The organism is Pseudarthrobacter sp. NPDC055928 (assembly GCF_042270935.1).
Lineage (GTDB): Bacteria > Actinomycetota > Actinomycetes > Actinomycetales > Micrococcaceae > Arthrobacter.
Map to the genome: position 1 here is coordinate 259,991 of NZ_JBHJZH010000004.1, position 26,514 is coordinate 286,504.

Annotated in this window: 29 protein-coding genes; 16 read left to right on the plus strand and 13 right to left on the minus strand. The window is 65.0% G+C overall.

Annotation, left to right across the window (positions count from 1 at the left end):
- The first annotated feature begins 82 nt into the window (after positions 1 to 82).
- The 3 genes from hutG to ACFC25_RS08035 all read left to right on the plus strand — a co-directional run bounded on the left by hutG (position 83) and on the right by ACFC25_RS08035 (position 2,714).
- Positions 83 to 1,087 carry a formimidoylglutamase gene (gene hutG / locus ACFC25_RS08025; protein ID WP_376044703.1) on the plus strand — a complete coding sequence of 335 codons (1,005 nt, stop codon included), beginning with the start codon at positions 83 to 85 and terminating at the stop codon, positions 1,085 to 1,087.
- Between the two features lie 146 nt (positions 1,088 to 1,233).
- On the plus strand, positions 1,234 to 1,710 hold the full coding sequence (locus tag ACFC25_RS08030; RefSeq protein WP_376044704.1) for a transporter substrate-binding domain-containing protein: 477 nt from the start codon (positions 1,234 to 1,236) through the stop codon (positions 1,708 to 1,710).
- 2 nt (positions 1,711 to 1,712) lie between these two features.
- Complete coding sequence (locus ACFC25_RS08035; protein ID WP_376044738.1) at positions 1,713 to 2,714, plus strand: cation transporter; 1,002 nt, start codon at positions 1,713 to 1,715, stop codon at positions 2,712 to 2,714.
- A gap of 10 nt (positions 2,715 to 2,724) precedes the next feature.
- Here ACFC25_RS08035 and ACFC25_RS08040 read toward each other — a convergent pair whose 3' ends face one another.
- The gene (locus ACFC25_RS08040; protein WP_337347111.1) at positions 2,725 to 3,390 is read right to left on the minus strand and encodes a response regulator; all 666 of its coding nucleotides are present in this window, start codon (positions 3,388 to 3,390) and stop codon (positions 2,725 to 2,727) included.
- A complete protein-coding gene (locus ACFC25_RS08045) occupies positions 3,387 to 4,973 on the minus strand; it encodes an ATP-binding protein (RefSeq protein WP_376044739.1) in 1,587 nt (528 codons plus the stop codon). Before ACFC25_RS08045 ends, ACFC25_RS08040 begins: the two co-directional genes overlap by 4 nt.
- Before the next feature lie 258 nt (positions 4,974 to 5,231).
- Between ACFC25_RS08045 and ACFC25_RS08050 the strand changes: the two genes are divergently transcribed.
- The 5 genes from ACFC25_RS08050 to ACFC25_RS08070 all read left to right on the plus strand — a co-directional run bounded on the left by ACFC25_RS08050 (position 5,232) and on the right by ACFC25_RS08070 (position 9,300).
- Positions 5,232 to 6,242, plus strand: coding sequence for a Bug family tripartite tricarboxylate transporter substrate binding protein (locus ACFC25_RS08050; RefSeq protein WP_376044705.1), 1,011 nt, complete (start codon positions 5,232 to 5,234; stop codon positions 6,240 to 6,242).
- Entirely contained in the window at positions 6,239 to 6,751 is a 513-nt protein-coding gene (locus ACFC25_RS08055) for a tripartite tricarboxylate transporter TctB family protein (protein WP_337347113.1), read from the plus strand. Before ACFC25_RS08050 ends, ACFC25_RS08055 begins: the two co-directional genes overlap by 4 nt.
- Complete coding sequence (locus ACFC25_RS08060; protein WP_337347114.1) at positions 6,751 to 8,298, plus strand: tripartite tricarboxylate transporter permease; 1,548 nt, start codon at positions 6,751 to 6,753, stop codon at positions 8,296 to 8,298. Before ACFC25_RS08055 ends, ACFC25_RS08060 begins: the two co-directional genes overlap by 1 nt.
- An 83-nt stretch (positions 8,299 to 8,381) precedes the next feature.
- A complete protein-coding gene (locus tag ACFC25_RS08065; protein WP_337347115.1) occupies positions 8,382 to 8,774 on the plus strand; it encodes a universal stress protein in 393 nt (130 codons plus the stop codon).
- Between the two features lie 265 nt (positions 8,775 to 9,039).
- Positions 9,040 to 9,300, plus strand: coding sequence for a hypothetical protein (locus ACFC25_RS08070; protein ID WP_376044706.1), 261 nt, complete (start codon positions 9,040 to 9,042; stop codon positions 9,298 to 9,300).
- Between the two features lie 117 nt (positions 9,301 to 9,417).
- Here the strand turns inward: ACFC25_RS08070 and ACFC25_RS08075 are convergent, their stop codons facing one another.
- The 4 genes from ACFC25_RS08075 to ACFC25_RS08090 all read right to left on the minus strand — a co-directional run bounded on the left by ACFC25_RS08075 (position 9,418) and on the right by ACFC25_RS08090 (position 14,254).
- A complete protein-coding gene (locus ACFC25_RS08075) occupies positions 9,418 to 9,654 on the minus strand; it encodes a hypothetical protein (RefSeq protein ID WP_337347117.1) in 237 nt (78 codons plus the stop codon).
- Positions 9,655 to 9,817: 163 nt separating this feature from the next.
- Positions 9,818 to 11,410, minus strand: a complete 1,593-nt coding sequence (hutH, locus tag ACFC25_RS08080) for a histidine ammonia-lyase (protein WP_376044707.1) — start codon at positions 11,408 to 11,410, stop codon at positions 9,818 to 9,820.
- Between the two features lie 93 nt (positions 11,411 to 11,503).
- Positions 11,504 to 13,201, minus strand: coding sequence for a urocanate hydratase (gene hutU / locus ACFC25_RS08085; protein ID WP_376044708.1), 1,698 nt, complete (start codon positions 13,199 to 13,201; stop codon positions 11,504 to 11,506).
- Positions 13,202 to 13,441: 240 nt separating this feature from the next.
- A complete protein-coding gene (locus ACFC25_RS08090) occupies positions 13,442 to 14,254 on the minus strand; it encodes an IclR family transcriptional regulator (protein ID WP_376044740.1) in 813 nt (270 codons plus the stop codon).
- A gap of 185 nt (positions 14,255 to 14,439) precedes the next feature.
- Between ACFC25_RS08090 and ACFC25_RS08095 the strand changes: the two genes are divergently transcribed.
- The 3 genes from ACFC25_RS08095 to ACFC25_RS08105 are packed head-to-tail and all read left to right on the plus strand — an operon-like array spanning position 14,440 to position 16,187.
- The gene (locus tag ACFC25_RS08095) at positions 14,440 to 14,595 is read left to right on the plus strand and encodes a hypothetical protein (RefSeq protein WP_376044709.1); all 156 of its coding nucleotides are present in this window, start codon (positions 14,440 to 14,442) and stop codon (positions 14,593 to 14,595) included.
- Positions 14,585 to 15,565: a phosphotransferase family protein gene (locus ACFC25_RS08100; RefSeq protein ID WP_376044710.1), complete on the plus strand. Its 981-nt coding sequence runs from the start codon at positions 14,585 to 14,587 to the stop codon at positions 15,563 to 15,565. The genes ACFC25_RS08095 and ACFC25_RS08100 overlap by 11 nt, the downstream gene beginning before the upstream one ends.
- 10 nt (positions 15,566 to 15,575) lie before the next feature.
- Complete coding sequence (locus ACFC25_RS08105; protein ID WP_376044711.1) at positions 15,576 to 16,187, plus strand: DinB family protein; 612 nt, start codon at positions 15,576 to 15,578, stop codon at positions 16,185 to 16,187.
- 39 nt (positions 16,188 to 16,226) lie between these two features.
- On the opposite strand, the gene ACFC25_RS08110 is transcribed toward ACFC25_RS08105, so the two are convergent.
- From ACFC25_RS08110 to ACFC25_RS08120, 3 genes are read right to left on the minus strand one after another with little or no spacing between them, the layout of a single operon-like run.
- Positions 16,227 to 17,198: an NAD(P)-dependent alcohol dehydrogenase gene (locus tag ACFC25_RS08110; RefSeq protein WP_376044712.1), complete on the minus strand. Its 972-nt coding sequence runs from the start codon at positions 17,196 to 17,198 to the stop codon at positions 16,227 to 16,229.
- Complete coding sequence (locus ACFC25_RS08115) at positions 17,195 to 17,428, minus strand: helix-turn-helix transcriptional regulator (RefSeq protein ID WP_337349072.1); 234 nt, start codon at positions 17,426 to 17,428, stop codon at positions 17,195 to 17,197. The genes ACFC25_RS08110 and ACFC25_RS08115 overlap by 4 nt, the downstream gene beginning before the upstream one ends.
- Positions 17,422 to 17,850, minus strand: coding sequence for a hypothetical protein (locus tag ACFC25_RS08120; RefSeq protein WP_337349073.1), 429 nt, complete (start codon positions 17,848 to 17,850; stop codon positions 17,422 to 17,424). The genes ACFC25_RS08115 and ACFC25_RS08120 overlap by 7 nt, the downstream gene beginning before the upstream one ends.
- 225 nt (positions 17,851 to 18,075) lie before the next feature.
- Between ACFC25_RS08120 and ACFC25_RS08125 the strand changes: the two genes are divergently transcribed.
- Positions 18,076 to 19,596, plus strand: a complete 1,521-nt coding sequence (locus ACFC25_RS08125) for an amino acid permease (RefSeq protein ID WP_376044713.1) — start codon at positions 18,076 to 18,078, stop codon at positions 19,594 to 19,596.
- A gap of 38 nt (positions 19,597 to 19,634) precedes the next feature.
- Positions 19,635 to 20,270, plus strand: a complete 636-nt coding sequence (locus ACFC25_RS08130; protein ID WP_376044714.1) for a LysE family translocator — start codon at positions 19,635 to 19,637, stop codon at positions 20,268 to 20,270.
- An 89-nt stretch (positions 20,271 to 20,359) separates the two neighbouring features.
- Here ACFC25_RS08130 and ACFC25_RS08135 read toward each other — a convergent pair whose 3' ends face one another.
- On the minus strand, positions 20,360 to 21,223 hold the full coding sequence (locus ACFC25_RS08135; protein WP_337352720.1) for an SDR family oxidoreductase: 864 nt from the start codon (positions 21,221 to 21,223) through the stop codon (positions 20,360 to 20,362).
- Between the two features lie 123 nt (positions 21,224 to 21,346).
- Between ACFC25_RS08135 and ACFC25_RS08140 the strand changes: the two genes are divergently transcribed.
- On the plus strand, positions 21,347 to 21,736 hold the full coding sequence (locus tag ACFC25_RS08140) for a winged helix-turn-helix transcriptional regulator (RefSeq protein ID WP_376044715.1): 390 nt from the start codon (positions 21,347 to 21,349) through the stop codon (positions 21,734 to 21,736).
- A 182-nt stretch (positions 21,737 to 21,918) separates the two neighbouring features.
- On the plus strand, positions 21,919 to 22,182 hold the full coding sequence (locus ACFC25_RS08145) for a hypothetical protein (protein ID WP_337349078.1): 264 nt from the start codon (positions 21,919 to 21,921) through the stop codon (positions 22,180 to 22,182).
- A gap of 110 nt (positions 22,183 to 22,292) precedes the next feature.
- Here ACFC25_RS08145 and ACFC25_RS08150 read toward each other — a convergent pair whose 3' ends face one another.
- Together ACFC25_RS08150 and ACFC25_RS08155 are read right to left on the minus strand one after the other, a co-directional pair.
- Complete coding sequence (locus tag ACFC25_RS08150; RefSeq protein WP_337349079.1) at positions 22,293 to 23,042, minus strand: 3-hydroxybutyrate dehydrogenase; 750 nt, start codon at positions 23,040 to 23,042, stop codon at positions 22,293 to 22,295.
- Between the two features lie 52 nt (positions 23,043 to 23,094).
- Entirely contained in the window at positions 23,095 to 24,477 is a 1,383-nt protein-coding gene (locus tag ACFC25_RS08155; protein WP_337349080.1) for an MFS transporter, read from the minus strand.
- Positions 24,478 to 24,607: 130 nt separating this feature from the next.
- Between ACFC25_RS08155 and ACFC25_RS08160 the strand changes: the two genes are divergently transcribed.
- Entirely contained in the window at positions 24,608 to 25,525 is a 918-nt protein-coding gene (locus ACFC25_RS08160; protein ID WP_337352719.1) for a LysR family transcriptional regulator, read from the plus strand.
- Positions 25,526 to 25,553: 28 nt separating this feature from the next.
- On the opposite strand, the gene ACFC25_RS08165 is transcribed toward ACFC25_RS08160, so the two are convergent.
- On the minus strand, positions 25,554 to 26,489 hold the full coding sequence (locus ACFC25_RS08165) for a spermidine synthase (protein WP_376044716.1): 936 nt from the start codon (positions 26,487 to 26,489) through the stop codon (positions 25,554 to 25,556).
- Between the last annotated feature and the right edge of the window lie 25 nt (positions 26,490 to 26,514).

The window sequence follows — 26,514 nt, forward strand, 5'->3', positions numbered from 1 at the left end:
GGTAAACCTCAATTCCGGAATTACAGACATTACGACGGCGGTCCGGCTCGCTTTCGCAGTTGGCATGCGATGAGCTTGAAACATGGCACTCCCCGCACTCACCATCGACGTTCCCCCGCAGCCCTGGACAGGGCGGTTCGACGGCGATGGCGGCGAACATCGGCGGTGGTGGCAGGCGGTGTCGCCGTATATGCAGGGCGACGCCGATGGTTCGGTTAACCGTGCGGCCTCGCTTACGCCAGCAGAGCTCCGGGGGCCGGCTGATGCCCCGCGACCCGCCGTCTTCCTCGGATTCGCGAGCGATGAAGGCGTGCTGCGCAACAAGGGCAGGACCGGCGCAGCCCTCGCCCCCGCAGCAATCCGAACTGCCTTGGCACCGTTGGCCTTCCACGTGGACCGTGCGGTGTCCGATGCCGGGGACGTGGTGGTTGCGGACGGCGCGCTGGAGGCGGGCCAGGCCCGTGCCGGGCGAGCTATTGCCGCCATGATCGACGCCGGCAGGCTCACTGTGGTGCTGGGCGGCGGGCACGAGACCGCCTTTGCAAGCTATCTGGGGGTGACCGGCTCCGATGCGGTGCGTGGCGGCCGGCGTCTGGGCGTCCTGAACCTGGACGCCCACTTCGACCTCCGGGACGAACCGCTGCCCAGCTCCGGCACGCCGTTCCTCCAAATGGCCCGGACGGAAGCTGCCGCGGGGCGCGACTTCCGCTATGCCGTCGTCGGGATCTCCGAGCCGAACAACACCCGGGCGCTTTTCGGCACGGCGGAGCGGTTGGGTGTGGAGTACCTGCTGGATGAGGACTGCTCCGGCGAACGGGTAGGGGCTTTCGTTGCGCAGTTCCTGGACAGCGTGGACGTGCTGTACCTGACCATCGACCTTGACGTGCTGCCGGCGTCGGTGGCTCCCGGCGTGAGCGCGCCCGCCGCCTATGGAGTGCCCCTGCCGGTGATCAGCGCGGTGTGCCGGCAGGTGGCGGACAGCGGAAAGCTCCTGCATTTCGACGTGGCCGAGCTGAACCCGGGTTTCGACGTCGACGGCCGGACTGCGAAAGTTGCCGCCAGGTTAGTGAACACGCTGCTTCGCTGACCTCCCCTGCGGCCTAAAGCACTGCGGCCCAATGCACTGCGGCCCAGCGCACGGCTGCCCGTCGTGCTGTGGCAAAACGGTTCCGTGGCACAGAAAGGTAAGTAGGCTGTCTAATGGAGTTGACGACGCCTATCTGAGGAGCCCGCATGCGACGATTGGGAAGCAAAGTTGCCTTGGTACTGGCCTCCGCGCTGGCACTGGCAGGCTGCGGAACGTATCCGGCGGATCCCGCCGGAACGCTGGAGCGTGTGGTGGACGGCACCCTGCGCGTGGGTGCCAGCGAAAACGGCGAATGGGTGGAAATTTCAGGCGAAGACGTGCAGGGCACGGACGCGGACCTGGTCCGGGACTTCGCCGCCAGGCTCGGTGCGGACATTGACTGGGTGCCCGGAACCGAACACGTTTTGGCCGAGGAACTCAAGCATGGGCAGCTGGACCTGGTCATCGGTGGCCTCGACGACAAGACCCCGTGGGCCCAGCACGGCGGGCTGACCCGGGTCTACGCGGAATCCCGTGACAGCCGCGACTCCCTTCATAAGCACGTGATGCTGGTGCCGTTGGGCGAGAATGCGTTCCTGCTGGAACTCGACAAGTTCCTGATGGAAGCGAAGGAGCAGCGATGACCATGGTCAAGGGCGCCCCCGTGCGCTTCGGACACACGGAACTGCCCGAGGAGCAGAGGGAAGCCCTGCGCAAGGCCGTGAAGTTCGAGTGGATCACCATCGGCTTCCTGGCCGCGTCCACGGCGCTGGTCTTCGCCGTCCTGGGCAACTCGCAGGCCATGAAGGCCGCCTGGGTGGAAGATGTCCTGTCCTTCCTGCCACCCATCTCCTTCCTGGTGGCGGCGCAGGTGATCCGCAGGAAGCCCAACGAAGAGCACCCCTACGGATTCCACCGTGCGGTGGGCATCGCCCATGTGGTGGCCGCCGTGGCACTGACCGTCATGGGCGCCTACCTGATCGTGGATTCCGGAATGGGACTCCTCAGCGCCGAGCACCCCACCATCGGCGGTTTCGACTTCTTCGGCCAGACCATTTGGCTGGGATGGATGATGATCGGCGCCATGATCCTCACCGCGGTCCCGCCGGTTTTCCTCGGGCGGGTCAAAATGAAGCTCGCCGAAAAACTCCACGACAAAGTCCTCTTTGCCGATGCTGACATGAACAAGGCGGACTGGATGACCGCGGCCGCCGCCGCCGTGGGCGTGGCGGGCATCGGCTTTGGCCTGTGGTGGGCCGACTACGCCGCAGCCCTGGTTATCTCCTTCAGCATCCTGCATGACGGCGTCCGCAACACGCGGGCAGCCATCTCGGCCCTGATGGACAAGCGGGCCAGGACGTACGACGACGCCGAACCGCACCCGCTCGGGCACCGGCTGGACGAGTACCTCCGTGGCCTGGACTGGACGGAGACGGCTGAGTCGCGGATTCGGGATGAGGGCCACGTGTTCCACGTGGAATCGTTTGTGGTCCCCGCCAGGGGCCGCATGCCAAGCCTGGAACAGCTGGAGGCTGCCCGGGAGGCCTGCATTGGCCTGGACTGGAAGGTCCAGGACATGGTGATCATCCCCGTGGCGGAGCTCCCCTCGGAATTCCTTCCGGGCCGGACGTCCGGCGGCGAGCGCTAGGCCCAACCACTCAGGCCTTCAGCACATACCTGCGCTCCGGCCGGCCCACGCCGTATTTGAGCCGGACTTCCAACACGCCTTCGTCGTGAAGGTATTCCAGGTAACGTCGCGCGCTGACGCGCGATGTGCCCAGCTGGACTGCCACTTCCGCGGCGGACAGGTCGCCGTCGGCCTCTTTCAGCGCCGCCTCCACCAGCTTGAGTGTTTCGACGCTGCACCCCTTCGGCAGCGGCCGCTCGGTCCGGTCCAGGCCGAACACGCGGTTGACGTCCGACTGCTCCGCCACATCCTTGGACAAGTCCAGGCCGTGATACGCGCTGCGGTAGTGCTCCAGCCGTTCCTGCAGGTCGGTCTGCGAAAACGGCTTGATGAGGTAGTGCACAATTCCGCCGCGGAGGGCTTTGCGCACAGTGTCCACCTCGCGGGCGGCACTGATCACCAGCACGTCCAGCTCCGGAGCCACGTCGCGCAGCTGATGCATCAGGTCCAGGCCGTTGATGTCCGGCAGGTGGATATCCAGCAGGACCAGGTCAGGTTGGAGGCGTTCGGTTTCGGTCACTGCCTGCGCACCGGTGTGGGCGACCCCGACGACGGCGAACCCGGGAGTGCGCTGGATGAAGCCCGCGTGGACCTTGGCCACCATAAAGTCGTCGTCGACGATCAGGACTTTGATCATGGCTGTGTACCTCTCGCGTGCGCCCGCAACAGGCGTGCGGTGAAAACTGCCCCCTTGTCATTGTCCACGGTGAGGTCGCCGCCGCTGCGACGGCAAACCACCCGCGAGAGCGCCAGTCCGAAGCCGCGGCTGCCGCCCGGGCCGGGTGTTTTGGTAGTGAACCCCTGGCGGAAGATCTCGTCCCTGTCCCGGCCGGGAACACCGGGGCCGGTGTCCCGTACGGTGACCGTGACGCCGTCGGCTGTGTCCTCCACGTGCACGCTGACGGCTGCCTCCGGAAGCCCGGCGACGGCGTCGAACGCGTTGTCCACGAGGTTCCCGACGACGGTGGTGAGATCGCGCGAAAGCTCGTCGTCAACGCGGGCAAGGCCGGATTCCGGGTCTAGCTGCAGTGAGACACCGCGTTCGGTGGCGAGACTGGACTTGGCAATAAGCAGGGCAGCGAGCGCCGGGTCCTGGATCCGGCTGGTGACCTCGTCGTTGAGCCGGGTCCGGTCCAGCGTGGCGCCGTTGACGAACTGCACCACCGAGTCATATTCACCGATCTGGATCAGCCCGGAGATCACGTGCAGCTGGTTGGCGAATTCGTGGGCCTGCGCGCGGAGCGTGTCCGTGGCGGTCCTCGTGGCGCCCAGTTCCTGTTCCAGCGAGGAAAGCTCCGTGCGGTCACGGAGCGTGGTGACGGATCCGATGTCCCGGCCGCGGGACTTGATGGGAACGCGGTTCAGCACCACCAGGCGGTCACCGACGAGCACCAGCTGGTCCGCTCCGGGCTGCTCGCGGGTGAGGACTTCCTTCAGTGCCGGCTCCACGGCAAGGCTCGTCACCCTCTTTCCAACGCAGTCCGCTGGCAGGCCGAGCAGCGCCCGGGCGCTGTCATTGGCCACGGTGATGCGCTCGTGCGGGTCCAGGGCGACCACCCCTTCCTTCAAGCCATGGAGCATGGCCTCGCGGTTTTCCACCAGCCCGGTAATTTCGCTGGGCTCCATGCCCAGGGTCTGCCGTTTCACCCGGCGGGACAGGAGCAACGAACCGGCCACCCCCAGGACGCTGGCAACCCCCAGATACGTGAGGAGATTTGGGACGGCGTCCCCCAGCCGCTCCAGTGTGGAGGGATAGTCGCGGCTGACGGAGGCGATGCCGATCATCTTCCCGGCGTCATCGAGGACCGGCACGTGCGCGGACAGGGATTGGGTACCGGACCCGGACACAACACCTGTCCACGAGCGGCCGTCCATGACCCGGCTCGGGCCGAGCTCCATCTGCCGGCCCAGCAGGCTGGGATCGGAGGAAGCGACGACGGTGCGGTCCAGCTTTGCGAGCACTACGTGCGAGGAGCCGGACACAGTACGCACCGACTCGACCACGGCGGGAAGGGCTGACCCCGCCCGTGGCTCCGCGGCAGGAAGCAGTTCGCGGACCGTCGGGCTGGCAGCGAGCGCTTCGGCGGCGGACAGCGCACGGCGCCCTTCGGTGCGTTCGAAAGCCGCGGCCGACTGGGCCAGCGAGATGGCCACCACGGCAACGAGGACAGCGAGGACGATCAGCAACTGCAGAACCAGGTACTGCCCCGCGAGGGACATTCCTCTTCGTCGAGTCACTGTGGTTCTTTCCTCTGGTGGTGGGTCTTCTGCAGGTCAGGCTACCTGAACAATGCCCGCTGCAGAGTTCTGATGGCCCCCGGAGGGACAAGGGAGGGACAACGGAGGGAAGTCCGAAACGTGAACGCAATGAACTTAACGTTCTCTGCGTACACAAGAGTGACCCCCGTCACGCCCGGGCCTAGCATCGGAATTACAAGTCAGCCCCTGCTGATCAGTTTTCATGAGAAGAGGAACACCATGCGCCAGATCCGCGCATTGCGAATCGCCGCCGTCGCCGCCGGCATCGCCCTGATGGCCACCGGCTGCGGTGCCACCGGCGGCAGCTCCACCAGCACTTCCAGCCCCGGCGCCGCAGCCGGCCCGGTAACAGATCTTAAGATCATGGTCCCCAACACGCCCGGTGGCGGCTACGACACCACCGCCCGCGTCGCAGCAAAGGTGCTCGACGACGAAAAGGTCGCCACGAACACCGAAGTCTTCAACCTCGCCGGCGCTGGCGGCACCGTGGGCCTGGCCCGCATCGTCAACGAAAAGGGCAACGGCGACCTCACCATGCTCATGGGCCTTGGGGTGGTGGGCGCAAGCTACACCAACAAGTCCGAGTCCAAGCTGACCGCCACAACGCCGCTGGCCAAGCTCATCGAAGAGCCCGGGGCCATCATGGTCAACAAGAATTCGCCGTACAAAACGATCAATGACCTGGTCACCGCGTGGAAGGCTGATCCCGGTTCCATCAGCGTCGGCGGCGGTTCCTCGCCCGGCGGCCCTGACCACCTGCTGCCCATGCAGCTCGCGGGAGCGGTGGGCATCGACGCCACCAAGGTCAACTTCGTCTCCTACGACGGCGGCGGTGACCTCCTTCCTGCCATCCTCGGCAACAAAGTGGGCTTCGCAGCATCCGGTGCCGGTGAGTACCTGCAGCAGATCCAGTCCGGTGAGGTCCGCGTCCTGGCCACCAGCGGTGAGAAGCGGCTCGAAGGCGTGGATGCCCCCACGCTGAAGGAATCCGGCATCGACCTGGTGTTCACCAACTGGCGCGGGATCGTGGCTCCTCCGGGCATCACCGATGACGACAAGGCCAAGCTGATCGGCGCCCTGGAAAAGATGCACGGCACCGACGCCTGGAAGGAAGCGCTGAAGACGCACAGCTGGACTGACGCCTTCATTACGGGCGAAGAATTCGAAACCTTCCTGGCAGAGCAGGATAAGCGGGTGGCGGACGTCCTCACGAAGCTAGGCCTGGCGTGAGTTCCTCACCAACTTTGGCCGCCAGGCTCAAAGGCCGCTCCGAGCTGGGGGTAGCCCTCCTGCTCGGGGCGGTGGGCGTCATCGTCCTCGTCGACGCCCTTGCCCTGGCAACTCCGTACTCCCAGTCCGACCCCGTAGGGCCGAAGACTTTGCCCTTGATCGTGGCCGCCGTCCTCCTCGTGTGCGCAGTGCTGTTGGCCATCAACGTGCTGCGTGGCGGGCAGGGCGAGGCTGAAGGCGGCGAGGACGTTGACCTCACCCACCCCGCGGACTGGAAGACAGTCCTTCCGCTGGTGGGAGCCTTCGTGGCCAACATCCTGCTGATCGACTGGGCGGGCTGGGTCATCTCCGGAACTGTCCTGTTCTGGGGCAGCGCCTGGGCCCTGGGAAGCCGGCACTATGTGCGAGACGGCATCATTTCCGTGGTCCTTTCAGTGATCACCTTTTACGGCTTCTACCTGGGCCTCGGTATTCCGCTGCCCGCAGGCCTCCTGAAAGGGATTCTCTGATGGATGTCTTCTCCTCCCTGATGGACGGTTTCGCCACCGCCCTGACCCCGATGAATTTCCTCTACGCCGTGATCGGTGTGCTCCTGGGCACCGCCGTCGGCGTCCTCCCGGGCCTGGGACCGGCCATGACCGTGGCCCTGTTGCTCCCGGTCACCTATGCCCTGGAACCAACCAGCGCCTTCATTATGTTTGCCGGCATTTACTACGGCGGCATGTATGGCGGCTCCACCACCTCTATCCTGCTCAATACGCCGGGGGAATCGTCGTCGGTGGTGACGGCCATCGAAGGCAACAAGATGGCAAAAGCGGGCAGGGCCGCCCAGGCGCTGGCGACGGCGGCCATCGGCTCCTTCGTGGCCGGCACCATCGGCACCGCATTGCTGGCCGTCTGTGCCCCCATTGTGGTGGATTTTGCCGTCAGCCTCGGAGCACCCAGTTATTTCGCCATCATGCTGCTGGCCCTCCTGGCGGTGACTGCCGTCCTTGGCTCATCCCGCCTCAGGGGCTTTGCTTCGCTGGGCCTTGGGCTGGCGATCGGCCTGGTGGGAATCGATTCCGTGACGGGTCAGCGCCGCCTCACCTTCGGCCAGCCCTTGCTGGCTGACGGCCTGGACATCGTGGTGGTGGCCGTGGCCATCTTCGCGGTGGGCGAGGCATTGTGGGTAGCCGCTCACCTGCGCCGTAACCCGCTGCAGATCATTCCGGTTGGACGTCCATGGATGGGCAAGCAGGACTGGAAGCGGTCCTGGAAGCCCTGGCTCCGTGGAACGGCGTACGGCTTCCCGTTCGGGGCACTCCCGGCCGGCGGCGCCGAAATCCCCACGTTCCTGTCCTACGTCACCGAGAAACGCCTCAGCAAGCACCCCGAGGAATTCGGCAAGGGCGCCATCGAGGGCGTGGCCGGACCCGAAGCAGCCAACAACGCGGCGGCCGCCGGCACCATGACCCCGCTCCTTGCCCTGGGCCTGCCCACCAACGCCACGGCTGCCGTGATGTTGGCCGCTTTTACCTCCTACGGCATCCAGCCGGGACCCCTGCTGTTCTCCAACGAGGGACCGCTGGTGTGGGCATTGATCGCGAGCCTCTTCATCGGCAACTTCCTTCTCCTGCTCATCAACCTGCCGCTGGCACCATTGTGGGCCAAGCTCCTGCAGCTCCCCCGGCCCTACCTTTATGCCGGCATCCTGTTCTTCGCCACGCTGGGCGCCTATTCGGTGAACCTGCAGGCGTTCGACCTGGTGCTCCTGCTGGCCCTGGGTGCGTTGGGATTCATGATGCGCCGCTTCGGGCTCCCCGTGCTGCCGCTCATCCTCGGCGTGATCCTTGGGCCGCGGATCGAGGGCCAGCTGCGCAAGAGCCTGCAGCTCAGCGCGGGCGACCCCGCCGGTCTCTGGAGCGAACCGATCGCCGTGGGCACCTACATCCTCATCGCGATCATCCTGCTCTGGCCATTGCTGTACAAGCTGTACCGCCGCAACCGTCCGGCCACCAGCCTCCTGTCCCCAAACGCCACCCGCGGAAACGAACCAGCAGACGCAGACGGCTGATTCGCCGGCCACTGCCGCAGGACCATCAGCAAAGACCACCAAGCACCAACCAAGACACAGACAACTGACCACAAGGAGCCACCATGACGATCGTTGTGGGATACGTCCCGACACCCGAGGGCGAAGCGGCGCTGACGCAAGCCATCCTCGAAGCCCGTAAGAACAACACCACGCTGCTGGTGATCAACTCCTCCAAGGGCGATGCCCTGGTGGACAACCGATACGCCCAGGAGCCGGAGATCCAGAGCATCGAGGACCGTCTGGCCACCCAGGGAATAGACCACGTGATCAAGCAGCCGGTCCGTGGGCATGACGCGGCAGCGGAGGTCCTCGATGCCGCGGAGGAGCACAATGCCGATCTGATTGTGATCGGCCTTCGCCGCCGCACTCCGGTGGGCAAGCTGATCATGGGCAGCACGTCCCAGCGCATTTTGCTGGAGGCGGACTGCCCGGTATTGGCGGTCAAGGCCAGTTAGGGCCGGTTTGGCCGAAGCTCCGATTGATCCGGGGCTTGTCCGCAGTTCCCGCCTTCGTGGCGCGGTCCTGCGGACAAGCCTCGGATTTTTGCATTGCCCCTGGGCCCTTCCGAATGGAATTTTGGCCGTAGCAGCTGCTCCATGGCAGAATTAGCCCTCGGGGAAAGCGCTATCCAGCGTAGAAAACACCAGTCATCTGACATTTTCGGGGGCCGCCGGTAGAATGGACTGCGCTCCCCGGCACGAACCACAGAAAGACACGCACATGACTACCGCCACCCTCGAACGCCGCCTGGCCGAGTTCCCAGCCGTCGAAACAGCGGAATTCCGCTCTATTGACCTCGAGTTCTCAACGGCCGACGAAGTCCACGCAGGACTCGACACCGCTGTAGCCACGCTGATCGAGACTGCGGCAAAAGATGCCGCCTGCGGCATACTCGTCACCCGCCTGCACCCCGGCCGCTACACCGTAGCCCTCGACGAGTCCGTTCCCTTCGGTGAGACCTACGAGAACATCGCAGCCTAGCTCTGCAGTACTGCATTCCTTAAAGACAGAAGCCCCGAAACACAGAAAGTCCCCGCCCTCCGGCCTGCCCCTGTTCAGGGGCCGCCAAACGGCGGGGACTTGCCCGCGTATGGGGGTTTAGCTCCGGCGGACCTGCACTCCGTCAGACTTCAGGAAGAGCTGTTTTTCGGACGGACCGGCTTGCACCAGCCACAGGACGTTTCCGCTCTCCGACACTTCCTCGACTTCGCCGGTCGCAATGACATGTGCATGCTTGAGTATTTCCACCCGAACCCCAGGCCGGAGTGTTCTCCAGTCCGAGATGGTGGCCGAATGGGCATTGCGCCTCGTTAGGACTGCCCCACGTGCTTTCATGTGAACTTCTACCCCTTTGTATGCGTTCTGCTGCCACAGCCTCTTTGATGTGACTTTCACTACATCTTCAGTTCTACTACACTTCCCGCGGCTCAAATGTACGTGTCGCCACATATTTCGCTACGCGCACGGGAAGCTAAGCCAGACTGAACAATATTCCCCGTCAGGCTAGATTTCCGACGGCGGATTCGGCCGCTGAAATGACATCGCCGGAGGCGACCAGAAGGTCCGCCAGCTCAAGTTCCGGAGAAAGGAACCTGTCGGTGCCAGGGCCTTCGACGACGGCCCTCAAGGCTCTGAGGACCGCGCTGCCCGCAGGGCCTGGAACCAGTTCCCCGCCGGATAGCTGGGTGCGGATATCGAGGGCCCGGGCTGACGTCACGAGTTCGATCGCCAGAACGCGGCGGAGGTTCTCCACCGCCTTGCGAAGCTTCCGGGCCGCGTGCCAGCCCATCGAGACGTGGTCCTCCTGCATGGCGGAACTGGGAATGGAATCCACCGAAGCCGGAACTGCCAGCCGCTTGTTGTCGGAGACCAGCCCCGCCTGGGTGTATTGGGCGATCATCAGGCCGGAATCGACGCCCGGATCTGAGGCTAGGAAGGCCGGCAGCCCGTGCGAACGGGCCGGGTCAAGCATCCGGTCCGTGCGGCGCTCGGCGATGGAGCTCAGGTCCGCCACAGCGATGGCCAGGAAGTCCAGCACGTAGGCCACGGGTGCGCCGTGGAAGTTGCCGTTTGAACTGACCCGCCCGTCCGGCAGGACCACCGGGTTATCGATGGCGGCCGCGAGTTCGCGCGACGCCACCAGGGCGGCGTAGTCCACAGTGTCCCGGGCGGCGCCGGCCACCTGAGGGGCGCAGCGCAGCGAATAGGCGTCCTGGACCTTCGAATCGCCCACACGGTGGGACGCCACAATTGGGGAGTTCGACAGGACCCGCAGCATGTTGTCCGCACTCGCCGCCTGGCCCGGGTGCGGGCGCAGGGCCGCGTGCAGCTCAGGCAGGAACACCTGGTCCGTGCCCAGCAGGGCCTCGACGCTGAGTGCTGCGGTGATATCCGCCGTCGTCAGCAGCTGGCGGAGGTCCGCGATGGCCATCAGGAGCATGCCCAGCATGCCTTCGGTCCCGTTGACCAGCGCCAGGCCTTCCTTCTCGGCCAGGGTAACCGGCTCGATGCCGTGCTCAGCAAGCAGCACGGCGACAGTCTGTTCCCCGCGCCCGCCGTACGTCACGCCGTCGGGCCCTTCAGCCTGCCCTTCGCCCATCAGCACCAGCGCGCAGTGGGAAAGCGGGGCGAGGTCGCCGGAGCAGCCGAGCGAGCCGAATTCCCGGACCACTGGCGTGATGCCCGCGTTAAGGACGTCCACCATCGTCTGCAGGACTATGGGACGGACGCCCGTGCGGCCGGAGGCGAGGGTCTTGGCACGCAGGAACATGATGCCGCGGACAACTTCGCGCTCCACGGCCGGGCCCATGCCGGCTGCATGGCTGCGGATGAGCGACTTCTGCAGCTGGGTGCGGAGGTCATTGGGGATGTGCCGGTTGGCCAGGGCGCCGAAGCCGGTGGAGATGCCGTAAGCGGGGGTTTCGCTGTGGGCGAGGTCATCGATGTGGGCGCGCACCTTGGCCACGGTGTCCAGTGCGTCCTGGGAGATGGTCACCTGGGCGTTGTGGCGCGCGACGGCGACGACGTCCTCGGGAGTGACGCCGCTGGAGCCGAGGGTGACGGTGAGCGGTGCTTGCGTTGTGACAGTCATGATTCCTACTTCTGGGGATCGATTGCTCCGCAAGGGCCCTTTTGAGAGTCCTTAAGGGCGGTTACGGAGCAACCGATGGGGGTTGAGGCCTGGTTAGTTTGTCTCGTTCATGGGGATGCGCACGCCGCGTTCTTTGGCGACGTCGAGGGCGCGGTCGTAGCCGGCGTCGGCGTGGCGGATGACGCCCATGCCGGGGTCGTTGGTGAGGAGGCGTTCGAGTTTCTGGGCGGCAAGGTCCGTGCCGTCGGCCACGGAGACCTGGCCGGCGTGGATGGAGCGGCCGATGCCGACACCGCCGCCGTGGTGCAGGGACACCCAGGTCGCGCCGGAGGCGGTGTTGAGCAGGGCGTTGAGCAGGGGCCAGTCCGCGATCGCGTCGGAGCCGTCAGCCATGGCCTCGGTTTCCCGGTACGGGGAGGCGACAGAGCCCGAGTCCAGGTGGTCGCGGCCGATCACGATGGGTGCCTTGACCTTGCCTTCCTTGACCAGCTGGTTGAACAGCAGGCCGGCCTTGGCACGCTCTCCGTACCCGAGCCAGCAGATCCGGGCGGGCAGGCCTTCGAACTCGACGCGCTCGGCGGCGGCGTCGATCCAGCGGTGCAGGTGCTTGTTCTCCGGGAACAGTTCCTTGATGGCCTCATCGGTGACGCGGATATCTTCCGGATCCCCGGACAGCGCCACCCAGCGGAACGGGCCCAGGCCCTCGCAGAACAGCGGCCGGATGTAGGCCGGAACGAAGCCGGGGAACTCGAACGCCCGGGCGTAGCCGCCCTTGCGTGCCTCATCGCGGATGGAATTGCCGTAATCGAACACCTCGGCGCCGGCGTCCTGGAACTCCACCATCGCCTGGACATGCCGGGCCATCGAGGCCTGGGCCTTCTTGGTGAACCCCTCCGGATCAGCCTCCGCTTCACGCTGCCATTCCTCCACCGAAATACCCTCCGGAAGGTAAGACAGCGGATCATGGGCACTGGTCTGGTCCGTGACGATATCAACGGTGAGTTCACCGGCGGTGTGGCGGCGCAGGATCTCCGGGAAGACCTCGGCAGCGTTGCCCACATAGCCCACCGACCAGCCGCGGCCCTCTTCCTTGGCCTTCAGGACCTTGGCGATGGCGGCATCGAGATCGGTTTCCACCTCATCGAGGTAACGCTTGCCCGCCCGGCGGCGCAGCCGGGTCTCGTCGACGTCGACAATCAGGCAGGCACCATCGTTCAGGGTCACCGCCAGCGGCTGCGCCCCGCCCATGCCCCCACACCCGCCGGTCAGCGTCAACGTCCCGGCAAGGGTGCCGTTCTCATCCCCGGTCAGCTTCCGCGCAATCGCGGCGAACGTCTCAAAAGTGCCCTGCAGGATGCCCTGGGTACCGATGTAGATCCAGGACCCGGCCGTCATCTGCCCGTACATCATCAGGCCTTCGGCCTCGAGCCGGCGGAACTCAGGCCAGTTCGCCCAATCACCCACGAGGTTGGAGTTCGCCAACAGCACCCGCGGCGCCCACTCGTTCGTCCGGAACACCCCCACCGGCTTGCCGGACTGCACCAGCAGGGTCTCGTCCTTCTCCATGGTCTCCAGCGTCCGGGTGATCGCATCGAACGCAGCCCAAGACCGGACAGCCCGTCCCGTGCCGCCATAAACCACCAGATCATCAGGGCGTTCGGCCACCTCCGGGTCCAGGTTGTTCATCAGCATCCGCAGCGGAGCTTCCGTCTGCCAGCTCTTAGCGGTCAGCTCAGTGCCGCGGGCTGCTTTAACCGGGCGGGCACCGGTAGTGAAATCGGCGGGTGCCATGAGGGGCTCCTTCGTGTTCTGGGCGAGTGTTGGGGTCGCGGTTCTTGGAAGAGGTTCTATATCTACTAAAGCCCCTCCCGGCGAGCCCTGACAGGGCCTTCGAAGGGGTACTGTCCGGGATTCCAGACGCACCCCTTCACCCCCAACTGAGTAGCAGCAGATGTCGTTTTGAGCGCTCATAACGACATCTGCTGCTACTTATTTTGTGCGGAGGCGGGTAGGGAAAAGTCGGGACCGGTTCTACTTGGCGGGGCGGCCGTGGATTCGGACCGAAAGCTCGTCGGCTACTTTCTGGACCCGGGCCGCGAGGGCCGGCCATTGGTCCGCCGGCAGTTTGTCTTCGAGGAACGTAACGGCTACTGCCGCCGTCGGCCATCCCACGTGATCCGTGACGGCGGCAGCAATCGAGCCGAAACCGGGCGTTACCTCCCCGTGTTCGGTGGCATAGCCGCGCTGCCGAACCTGGTCCAGGTGGGAGGAAAGCGCCGAGTACTTCATGATGGCGCCCTCCACCTCATGCCGGGCGGTGAAAGCCGCAGCGTTCGGGTACAGCGCGCGGACCTGCGACTTCGGCAATGCCGCGAGGATAGCGCGTCCGCTGGCGGTGAGGTGGCTGGGGAGCCGGACGCCGACGTCGGTCACCAGCGACGGGCGGTTTTTGGCCCGCTCTTCCACGATGTAGAGCACGTCACGCCCATGAAGGACGGCCAGGTGGGCACTTTCGCCGATCACGTCCACCAGCGACGCCAGCAGCGGCCGGCCCAAGCGGGAGAGCGGTTCCTGCCGAGAGTAGGCCGAACTCAGCTCGAAAGCACTGATGCCCAATCCGTAGCGCTGTTCCTCGTGGAGGTGGAGGACAAAGCCGTTGGCCTCCATCACCCCCAGAAGGTGGTAGACGCTCGAACGCGGCAATCCGAGGGATGTGGCAATGCTCGACGCCGCCATGGGGCCACGCTTTGAAGCCAGCAGTTTGAGGATGCGCAGTGTGTTCTCGGCAGCGGGGACCTTGGAAGTCGCCTTTGGCTCGCGCCCGCTCTGCGCCCTTGCTTCCATGCTTACCGCCACCGTATCCTCCGTATTTCTTGCGGGATCCTTCAGGCATGTCCGGGATCCCGTACTTAAGCTTGCGCCCTTAGCTGGCCCCTGGAAGGCAATGAAGGCAAGGCATCTGTCCGGGATGCCAGACAGATGCCGCGGGAAGTGCCCTGTGTGCGGACAAAGACCCTAGGCTGAAGCGTATGGTCTCAACCGCCGACATCCTTACCGCCTTCCTGCAGGTGGATGCCTCCGCCGCCAGCGAGCCGGTCCTTCGACGCCTGGGATTCCGGGCAATCCCCACCACCACGCCTTTTGTGTGGACGCCCGGCGAAGGTGGCCATTCCCGTGCAGCCTGAGTGGAGTCCCAGGATCGGCTGGGCCGAGCTTCCCGGCCACGTGCGCGCCGGCATCGAACGGGTTCTCGGCTCCCCCGTTGTTGAGGCAATGGGCCAGCGGGGAGGCTTTTCTCCCGGCACTGCGGACCGGGTCCTCACCGCCGCCGGCCGGCGCGCCTTCGTTAAAGCCGTCAGTCCGCAACTGAACGAGCACTCGCCCGGAATCCATCGGAAGGAGGCGGCCGTTGCAGCCGCACTTCCCGCCGGGCTTCCAGCGCCGACCCTGATCGGCACCTATGACGACGGCGAATGGGTCGCGCTGGTGCTCAGCGATGTGGAAGGCAGGCATCCCCACACGCCGTGGAACGCCGTCGAGGTTCACCTGGTCCTTGACGCCCTGCTGGCGATAGCCGGGACACCGCTCCCGCCGAAACTCACCCGGTTGCCCCCTCTTCAAACGGAACTCGCGGATCCGTTTGGAGGGTGGACCCGCATCCGGCGCAATCCGCCAGAGGACTGCGCTCCTTGGATCCTCCAGAACCTGGACACGCTGGAGGATCTGGCGGAGCAGGGCCTGAAAGATGTGGCCGGTGCATCGCTGGCCCACACCGACGTCCGTGCTGACAACATCATCATCACGGCCACCAACGGAGCCGTCCTGGTGGACTGGCCGTGGGCTGCCATCGGTGCGCCGTGGGTGGATGCCCTCACGGTTCTCATTAACGTTCGCGTCTTCGATCCTGCCTTCGATACCGACGCGTTCCTGCATTCCCACAGCGTCTTCACGACTGCCAACGCGGCCAACGTCGACGGCTTCCTGGCTGGCCTTGCTGGCTACTTCACCGATGCCGCCCGGCAACCGCCTCCGCCAGGCCTACCTAGCCTCCGGTCTTTCCAGCAGCAGCAGGGCGAAGCCGTCATTCACTGGCTGCGGGAACGACTCTCGGCCCCAGGTTCTACCTTGACGGCTGACGCTCCGCCGGTTGGGTAGAGTGCCCGCTATGGACGAAAAAGAGACACTCCACCACTATCTTCGTGTCAGGCGGGAGAACCTCCCGGGCAAGCTGGAGGGCTTGGGTGGCTACGATGTCCGCCGGCCGCTCACGCCCACTGGCACCAACCTGCTGGGCCTGGTCAAGCACGTGGCGAGTATGGAGCTTGGCTACTTTGGTGAGGTCTTCGGCCGTCCCAGCGGGCGGCATCTCCCATGGTTCGACGACGACGCGAGCCCCGATGCAGACCTCTGGGCCACAGCCGACGAAAGCCGTGAAGACATTGTCGGTCTGCATCTGTTCGCCGCGGCGCACACCGACGCGACCATCGAGGCGCTGCCGCTGGACTCCCCCGGAGTTGTTCCATGGTGGCCGGAGGAGCGGCGCGACGTCACACTGCACCAGATCCTTGTCCACATGCTGGCTGAAACGTCCCAGCATCTGGGCCACGCCGACATCCTGCGCGAACTCATCGACAGGACCGCCGGCCAGCGTCCCGGTGATCCCAACCTCACCTCGCGAAGCACCGAGGACTGGGCCACCCACCGTGCCGCCATAGAGGCCGCCGCGCGGGAAGCCTCCGGGAGGACCCAGGAAGGGGCAGCCCGGAGCGATGCCTGACCCCGCGATCCGGGTAGGGGCGTGCAGCCGGCAGTCGTTTCAAATACGGACCACGACCTTGCCGCGCACCCGCCCCTCGTGCAGGGAGGCGACGGCCGCCGGAGCTTCCGCAAGGGGATAGACCTTCTCGATGGCGGGCTTCACGCTGCCAGCCTCGATCATGGAAGTCAGGGCCTCAAGGTCCTGATATTTTTCCGTTGAGACCAGTCCCTTGAACTTCTGCCCGGAGAACAGCGAGGCGAACGGCGCACCGAGGGAGCGTTCAAATCCGCCGGTCAGGTTCCCGCCGCCTTCGCCTCCTACAATCACGAGTGTTCCCTTTGGAGCGAGCGCCTTCCGCGAAACAGAGAGGGGCCGGTTGCCGGCGGTATCGACAATGACGTCGTACAGCACGCCGGCACGGGAAAAGTCGTCGCGTGTGTAGTCGATGACATGGCTAGCTCCAAGCGACCGGACCAAATCCATCTTGCCGGTGCTGCAGACGCCGGTGACCTCAGCGCCGAACGCCTTGGCCAACTGGACGGCGAAGGACCCCACTCCCCCGCCTGCCCCGATGACCAGCACCTTCTGTCCAGGAGCGACCCGACCGGCGTCGCGGACGGCCTGCAGGGCTGTCACGGCAGAAATGGGGGCGGCCGCTGTCTCTTCGAAGGTCAGGTTCGCGGGTTTGCGCGCCACAAGCTTCTCTTTGGCGCAGACAAATTCCGCGAAAGACCCCTCACAGGTGCCGAACACTTCATCGCCGGGCTGAAACCGGGTCACACCCGCCCCCACTGCCTCCACGACGCCGGCAACTTCCCGCCCGCGGACCGGCACCTTGGGCTTTTTCAACCCGAAGCCGAAAAGCCGGACCAGGTACGGCATCCCGGTCATGAGGTGCCAGACCCCCTGGTCGACGCCGGCGGCGCGGACCCGGATGAGCACCTCTCCTTCGGCAGGCGCCGGCGTCGGGATGTCCCTGAGCTGAAGCACGTCCGCACTTCCATAAACGTCCTGCACAATAGCTTTCACGATGCGTCTCCTTCACGGTGCGGGTACTGGAAAACGTCCTCGAGCGGCACGCTGAGCACGTGGGCAATCTGGAAGGCCATCTCCAACGACGGCGAATAACGGCCTTGCTCGATGGCGATGACTGTCTGGCGGGTGACGCCCACGCGCTCGGCGAGCTCCGCCTGGGTCATCTCGCCCCGTTCGAACCGCAGCCGGCGGATTGAGTTGGTTACCCGCGTTGGTTTCACCACGGCTGGAACCCCCTGCGGTAGGCAACAATCTTTGCAATGGAACCCAAGATCGCCGACAGGACAAACGTCAGGTAGATGACGTTCGCGATCCAGAAGTGGTCCGTCTCCGTCATGGCCATCAGCAGTGCTGCCACTCCCCCGATGACCACAAACGACTGGCCGATGTACTCGCCGAAGCGGTAGATTTCGCGGTCGCGCTGGTCCTTCTTCCCGGCGTCCCTGGGCGAAAAAATGCCCATCAAGGCGTGCAGGGCGATGGACACTGCAATGGAGGCGCCGACGGTCCACAGCAGCGGCGCGACATACGGAACATCAACAAGTGGCATGGTCCCGGCCAGGCCAAGGACGATGGCCAGGTAAGCGCCGTAGGAACCCACGGCCACCACCCCCATGATCCACGCGCTCTTCTCTTCGAAGGACATTCCGTTTCCGCCGTTCCCAAAGAATGTAAAACAAACCTGACATTCCGAATGTAAAGAAAACCAGACACCATGTCAAGGGTTCTAGACTCAGTGGTTGACGAATCCAACACCCGTCCGGCTCAGTCTGAGATGAAAGACACCAAGCTCCCGTGAGGCTCATCACTCCGGGCGCCAGGATGGTCTGCTGGTTAGCGATCCCCTCCCAATGACGAGAAGGTACTTGTTATGCAGCAATCAGCCGTCCCGAAACAAACAGCCAGGCACGACGCAGGCGCGCAAGAGCCAAGCCCACCCGGGAAGGGTGTGCCGGGCGCCGCTGTCGCAAGTGTTCTGAACCGGGGATTGAACGTCCGCCATATCCGCTTTATGGCGCTCGGTTCTGCGATTGGCACCGGCCTGTTCTATGGCTCCGCCTCGGCAATCCAGAAGGCGGGCCCGGCGGTCCTGCTCGCGTACATCATCGGCGGTGCCGCGGTATTTATGGTGATGCGGGCCCTGGGCGAAATGGCAGTCCGGCACCCCGTCTCGGGCTCCTTTGGCCAATACGCCAGCCGCTACCTCGGCCCATTGGCAGGATTTGTCACCGGCTGGACCTACGTCTTTGAGATGGCGATTGTGGCCATCGCAGACGTGACGGCCTTCAGCATCTACATGGGCTTCTGGTTTCCCCAAGTGGACCGCTGGATCTGGATCCTGGCGATCATCTGCTTCCTGGCTGCGCTGAACCTGCTCAGCGTCAAGGTCTTCGGTGAGCTGGAATTCTGGTTCTCATTGATCAAAGTGGTCGCCATCATCGCCATGATCGCCGGCGGCGCCGCCATCATCGCCTTCGGCTTCCAGGCGGGCGGTTCAACCGTGGCGCCCGGACTGGGCAACCTCGTGGAGCACGGAGGGTTGTTCCCCCACGGCTTCGAGGGGCTGTTGGCCTCGTTCGCCGTCGTGATGTTCGCCTTCGGTGGGATCGAGACGCTCGGCATCACCGCCGGGGAGGCCGCCGATCCCAAGAGGGTCATCCCCAAAGCGGTGAACACCGTACCGGTCCGCGTACTGCTCTTCTATGTCCTGACCCTCGGCGTCCTGATGAGCCTCTTCCCCTGGAACGAGATCGGCAGCAACGGCAGCCCGTTTGTCCAGATCTTCAGCGGCCTCGGCATCCCTGCGGCGCCCCATATCCTGAACGCCGTGGTCATCACGGCAGCCCTGTCCGCCATCAACAGCGACATCTTCGGAGCGGGCCGCATCCTGTTCGGCCTCTCCAACCAAGGCCACGCGCCGGCCGTATTCGGCAAGGTCTCCCGCCATGGTGTCCCGTGGATGACCGTGGTGATGATGGCCGGCATCCTCCAGGTGGGCGTCGTGCTGAACGCCGTGATTCCCGAAGACGTCTTTATCCTGATCGCATCGATCGCCACGTTCGCCACCGTCTGGGTGTGGGTCATGATCCTCGCTTCCCACGTGGCCATGAAACGGGAGATCGCCCGGAAGGGCCTGCCGGCGTCGGAATTCCCGTCCCCGTGGTGGCCCGCGGCCTCTGTCCTGACCATCGCGTTCATGGCACTGGTCATCGCCGTCCTGGGCGCCTTCGAGGACACCCGCGTCGCACTGTACGTGGGAGCCGCGTGGCTGGGCATGCTGGTCCTCGCCTACCGGCTGTGGGTTAAGGGGAACGGACGACGCCGGGCCGACCTCGTGGACGAAACCTCACCGCTGCCGGTGGTCACCACCGCGGTTTCCGCCCACCGCTAGGCATCGACCCTCGGCCGGGGCCAGGGCTATCATCAGGCATGGTTCCGTTCACTAGTCTCCTGGCGTTTGCCCTGGCTTCGCTGGTCCTCATCGCCATCCCCGGCCCCAGCGTGCTGTTTGTCATCGGCCGGTCCCTCGCCCTCGGGCGCAAAGGCGGGCTCTTGAGTGTGCTGGGCAACGCCCTGGGCATGGTGCCACAGATCATCGCTGTTGCCATGGGAGTGGGGCTAGTTCTGGCGCAGTCGGTGGTGCTGTTCACGATCATCAAATTCGCCGGGGCGGCCTATCTGGCATATCTCGGCATTCAGGCGATCCGGCACCGCGGCGGACGCGCGACGGCGGCTGGCCCCGTGCCGCCGTCGTCCACCTGGCGCATGCTGCGAGAGGGCTTCCTGGTGGGTGCCACCAACCCAAAGTCGATCGTGTTTTTCGTAGCGGTGCTGCCGCAATTCGTTGACTACGCGGCCGGAAACATTCCGCTGCAGCTTGCGTCTTTGGGCGCGGTTTTCCTGGTGATAGCGCTCGTCTGCGACAGCATTTGGGCCCTGGCCGCCGGCACCGCCCGGCGATGGTTCGGCCGTTCGCCGAAACGAATCTCCACGCTCAGCGCCGCAGGCGGGGTCATGATGATCGGCCTTGGTGGAACGCTGGCGCTGACGGGCAGTAAGACCTAACCGCCGCCAACCCTCTCCCACGTCATGTGGGAGAGGGTTGGTCCAAAAACCTGCAGGAAGTGGGAGAGCGTCTTGGCAGGCTGTCCTACTCAGGCGGCAGCGACCGCAGAGCGCACCGCAACGGGCATGGGCGTCGTGGGCCGGCCGATCAGCGTGCGGAGGTCGGAGCCGCTGACCAGGAGGTCGCCGCGGGCGATGCCCAGGTCCGAGTCCGCCAGGACGTCGGCAAAGTGCTCCGGTATCCCGAACCCGACCAGCAGTCCGGCATAGTCCTCCACCGGAAGATCCTGGTACGCCACGGGCTTGTTGGCCGCTGCACTGATTTCCTGCGCCAACTCGGAGAGCGTGAAGGCGTGGTCCCCGCCAAGCTCATAGACCTTGCCGGCTTGATCGTCGGCAACCAGGACTGCGGCTGCGGCCTCGGCGTAGTCAGCGCGCGACGCAGCACTGACCTTGCCTTCGCCGGCGCTCCCGGCAAGTGCGCCCTGGGCAAGCGTGCCCGGCAGCTGGTCGGTGTAGTTTTCGAGGTACCAGCTGTTGCGGAGGATGGCGAAGGGGACTCCGGAGTCCTTGAGGATCGCTTCTGTTGCCTGATGCTCAGCAGCCAGTTTCATGCCCGTGGTGTCAGCATTAGCGATGCTGGTGTATGCGACCAGCTCGACACCCTCGGCCTTGGACGCCTCAATCACAGTGCGGTGCTGATCCACGCGCTTGCCTACCTCGCTGCCGGAAATTAGGAGGACTTTGCTGGCGCCTTTCAGTGCCTGGGCCACGGACGAGGGATCTGAATAGTCCATCGGCTTGACCTGCACGCCACGGGCCTGGAAGTCAGCCAACTTTTCGATGGAGCGGCCGGTGGCAACGATCTCCGCCGCCGGAACGTTGCGCTGCAGCAAAGCCTCGATAACGTGGCGGCCAAGCTGTCCTGTTGCTCCTGTGATGACGATGCTCATGGGGTGTTTCCTTTCACCGATTTTTAGGGGGTCACCCTCCACAACCAGCCACGGACCGGATTACTTCCTGAAAGAGAGTACGCACTTTCAGGTAAGGTACTGACTTTTTGGTAAGATATGGCTATGGAAGCGATCAGTGTGCCTGCCCCGCAGTTTGCTGAACTACGCACGGACTTCGCCGACGGCGTGTTCCAGGCCGGTTGCCCCAGCCGGACGGTCCTGGACCACATCACCAGCAAATGGGGTGTGCTCATCCTGGCGGCACTCTCAGAAGGTGAGCAGCGCTGGAGCGAGCTCAGGCGCCGGGCCGAGGGCATCAGCGAGAAGATGCTGGCGCAGACCCTCAAGACGCTCGAACGTGACGGCCTGGTGCTGCGGAAAGCGAGGCCGGTGATTCCGCCGCGTGTTGATTACAGCCTGACGGACCGGGGCTACGAACTGACTGCCCTGCTGGTCCCCCTCGTCACCTGGGCCTACGACAACGCGGACGAGATCCTCAAAGGACAACGCTGACTGGAAAATCCCTAAGTACCGGTCCTGCACCAAAACGAGTACATGTTACTGGTGTGACTGGTGTGAATAGCGCCTAACGTATGCGTAGGGTGCCAGCCGGGACAAGAGGGCCGTCCTCTGCTGGGGCGTTCCGGCACCCGCACCGGTGGGCGGCCGCACGCCGCACTCAAGGAGTGGTTCGCATGGTGAAAGCACATGTCCAGGACCTTGCCAGCATGGGCAGGCCCGTAAGATTTTCCTCCCTCAGCGCCGGCGCCTGGGATCGTGTCCGGGTGACACTCGTTCCGCGGTGCCCCTATCGCGTGGGGGATGCCGTGGTGGGAGACGATCCGTTCAACGGCAGGCATGAAGGGATTGTGATGTCCCTCCGCGGCTCCTCCGTGGAACTCGGCACCGCTGCGGGGGTGTTCTTCTACGACCACCGCCACCTAAGGCGCCTGGACTAGCGCCCCAGGTGGCGGATGTCGATCCGACCCTGCGCCGACATGACAGCTAATCCCCATGATCTGGAGTCCGATGGGGATTAGCTGTCATCTCGCGAACTCCCGGAAGCCCCTTAGCGCGCGGACCAGCCTCCGTCCATCGTGTAGCTGGCGCCGGTAACCATACCGGCATGGTCCGAGGCCAGCCAGGCCACCAGGGACGCTACCTCCTCCGGCTCCACGAGCCGTTTGACGGCGGACTCTGTGAGCATCACCCTGGCCAGGACCTCGGACTCAGGAATACCGTGCACCTGTGCCTGGTCCGCGATCTGTTTCTCGACCAACGCAGTCCGCACGTAGCCCGGGTTGATGCAGTTGGACGTGACTCCGTGTTCCCCGCCCTCAAGCGCCGTCACCTTGCTCAGCCCTTCCAGGCCGTGCTTGGCGGAAACGTACGCGCTCTTGAACGGGGAAGCACGGATTCCGTGGACGGAGGACACGTTGATGATGCGGCCGAACCCGTTGGCATACATGTGCGGCAGGGCGGCCCGGATCAGCAGGAAGGGTGCTTCCAGCATGAGGGAGATGATCTTGCGGAACTCCGCGGGATCAAACTCCTCGATGGGGCTGATCCGCTGGATCCCGGCGTTGTTCACCAGGATGTCGCAGTCCAGGCTCAGGGTGGCGAGCGTGTCCACGTCCAGCAGGTCAACGGCCCAGGAGGTGCCGCCCACTTCGTCGGCGAGCGCGGCGGCGCCGGCGGAGTCGACGTCGGCAACCACCACCTTCGCCCCGCGGGCAGCAAGCTCCCGGACGCACGCGGCACCGATTCCGCTGGCACCGCCGGTGACCAGCGCCTTGCGCCCGTTCAAATCGCGTTCCATTACTGTTCCCATCGTGTGCTTACCCGACAAACGGTCCAACGGCTCAAGCAGCTCAGCGTGAGCCGGCTGGCAGGAGTCCTTCGCGGGCGGCGTCGGCCTTGTCCACTTCCTCCAGTGCGATGCCCTTGGTTTCCTTCAGGCTCAGCACCGCCACCGTGGTGATGGCGCAGGCCACCACGAGGTAGATGGCGGTGGGCACCCAGGAGCCGGTGTCCTTGAGCCACTGGGTAGCCAGGAGCGGGGCCAGCGAACCGGCGAAGATGGAGGTGACCTGCGAGCCCAGGGAGACGCCCGAGTAGCGCATCCGGGTGGGGAAGAGCTCTGCCATGATGGCGGGCTGGCCAGCGTACATAAACGCGTGCAGGCACAACCCGATGGTCACGGCCAGAACGATCACCACTGCATTGCGGGTGTCGAACATGGGGAAGGCGAAGAACGGCCACGCCGCGCCGGAGATGGCGCCGATGAGGTAGACGGGCTTGCGTCCCAGCCTGTCCACGAGCCGGCCTACCTGCGGGATGACCAGGAAGTGGATGACGTGGGCGATCAGGAGTGCCAGCAGGAGCGAGGAGGTGTCGTATTTGTGCACGCTCTTGAGGTAGACGATCGCGAAGCTGACCACCAGGTAGTACATGATGTTCTCCGCGAAGCGCAGTCCCATGGCCTGCAGGATGCCTTTGGGGTACTTGCGGACCACCTCGAAGACGCCGTAGCTGACGGCCTGCTCCTTTTCCACCAGCGCCTTGGCCTCCAGGAAGATGGGGGCTTCGGTGACGTGCGTGCGGATGTAGTAGCCGACGAAGACGATCACTGCGGAGAGCCAGAACGCCACGCGCCAGCCCCAGCCCAGGAACGCCTCAGGACTGAGGGCCGTGGACATGATGAACAGCACCAGCGTGGCCAGCAGGTTGCCCACCGGAACTGCGGCCTGGGGCCAGCTGGACCAGAAACCGCGGGAGGCGTTGGGGCTGTGTTCGGCAACCAGGAGCACCGCGCCGCCCCATTCGCCACCGAGGGCGAAGCCCTGGATAAAGCGGAGGGCAACCAGCAGCGCCGGGGCCAGGTAGCCGATGTCGGCGAAGCCCGGGAGGCAGCCCATCAGGAAGGTGGCAACACCGACGATGATGATGGTCAGCTGCAGCGTGGGCTTGCGGCCCAGCTTGTCGCCGATCTGGCCGAAAACGATGCCACCGAGGGGGCGGGCCACAAAGCCCACCGCGTAGGTGAGGAAGGCCTGGATGATGCCGTCCAACTCGTTTCCCGTGGCCGGGAAGAAGTACTTCCCAAACACCAGGGTTGCGGCGGTGGCGTAGAGGAAGAACTCGTACCACTCCACCACCGTGCCCACCATTGAGGCGGCAACAATCTTTTTCAGTCCGGAACCCTTGGGGGCGGATCCGGCGGCATTATCTGCCGAGCGCTGTTCTACGCTCATGGGGTTTCTCCTTAGTGTCCACTCTGACACGTGCTGTGATCTCCAGCACTAATGGCTCCACTGAGTATTACTGCACAAACATGCACCTACAATGACCAATCCGGCACCAACCATGTGCACAATTGCAGATATGAACACCAATCCCGATGACCTGCTGGTCCTGCTCGCAGTCTCCCGGTCCGCTAAATTTACGACGGCGGCACAGGCCCTGGGCCTGAACCACACCACTGTTTCGCGCAGGATAGCAGCGCTCGAGAAGGCACTGGGCGGCCGGGTGCTGGCCCGTGCGGCCGGCGGCTGGGAACTGACGGAGCTCGGGACCGAGGCCGTCCGCGTCGCCGAACAAGTGGAGGCTGCGGTGAGTGCGCTGGGACCGTCAGGGAAGGCACCGGACCCCATTGCCGGCGTCGTACGCATGACGGCGACTGACGGCTTCAGTGCCTACATCGCGGCCCCGGCCGTTGCCCGGCTGCGCCGCGACCACCCGGGGCTGACCGTTGAAGTGGTGACCATGACCCGGCGGGCGCTGCAGCAGCGTTCGGGCTTGGACATCGAAGTGGTGGTGGGCGAACCGCAGGTCCACCGCGCCGAAGCCGTCCGGCTGGGTGACTACATGCTGGGGATGTACGCCTCGCGCGCCTACCTCGAGGAGAACGGGACGCCTGCCAGCGTGGCGGAACTGACGGAACACCCGCTGGTCTATTTCGTGGATTCGATGCTGCAGGTCGATGACCTCGATGCACCGCGCCGGCTGGTTCCGGCGATGCGGGACGGGCTGACGTCAACCAACGTTTTTGTCCACGTAGAGGCAACGCGGGCCGGTGCGGGCATCGGGTTCCTGCCCTGCTTTATGGGTGACCTGCACGAGGACCTAATCCGGCTGCTCCCCGGGGATTTCGCCGAACTTCTTCCCTACTGGATGGTGCTGCGGCCTGACTCGATGCGCCGCCCTGCCGTGGCCGCTGTTGTCCAGGCACTGCGGGACCAGACGGCAGCGCACCGGGAAAAACTGCTGGGCCGGGGCAAAACCCCATCGAGTGCTCCGTAAACGCCGTTTTGGGCGCTCAAAAGGGCGCTTACGGAGCAATCGATGGGGAAACCGGGTCGTGGCGCACCGGTGACCCGGCGGCGAAGGCGCGCACCTGGGCGTCGTTCCAGATGTGCGCCGGGACCGCTCCGCCCAGGAGCCGGCGGGCCAGCTTGGGGTCGCCGTCGAGCGGAGTGTCGCTGCCGGCCATCACCATGTTTCCGTAGCGGCGGCCCTTGAGCATGGCGGGATCGGCGATGATGAGCGTGTGCTCGAAGGCGGCCGCGATGGTGGCGGCGTCCTCCCGCGCGTTCTTGAGGTCCGGGGCATCGCCGGAGTTGACCACGTAGATACCGCCCGGGGCAAGGACCCGCTTGATGTGCTCGTTGAACTCGGCGGTGGTGAGCGGCCGGGGCGTCAGCGCACCCGCAAAAACGTCACGGATGATGAAGTCGCGGGTGTCCGGCGTCAGCGTCTCGGTGACCTCGCGGGCCTCTCCGACCCTGATCCGGAGCAGCGGGGCCTTGGGGAGGTCGAACCAGCCGCGGACGTACTCCGCCAATTTGCCGTCGAGCTCCACCACCACCTGGCGCGCATCCGGGTAGGCCGCGTGGAAGTAGCGGGCCAGGGAACAGGCCCCGCCGCCCAGGTGCAGTCCACTCAGCCGGTGCGGCCCGTTGTCCTTCGGCCCGCCCTTCCTGGACGCTGGTGGCCAGCGCGATTCAATCAGGGCCGCCATCCAGCGCATGTACTCAAAATCGAGGAAGAGCGGATCGGCGAGGTCGATGTGGGAACTCATGACGCCGTTGATTTTCAGCAGCCAGCCGTTGGAGTTGTCCTGGTCCGCGATGAGCTCGCAGTCGCCGGTATCGATGTAGTAGACGCCCTCGACTGGGCCCTCCGGCCGGGTACCCTTGGGCACCTCGATGACTCCCGCTGCCGAACGCTGGCTGTTCCGGACGCCTGACTTGCCGCGTTTCGCCATTATCCGTGTGCCGCTTCAGTCATGG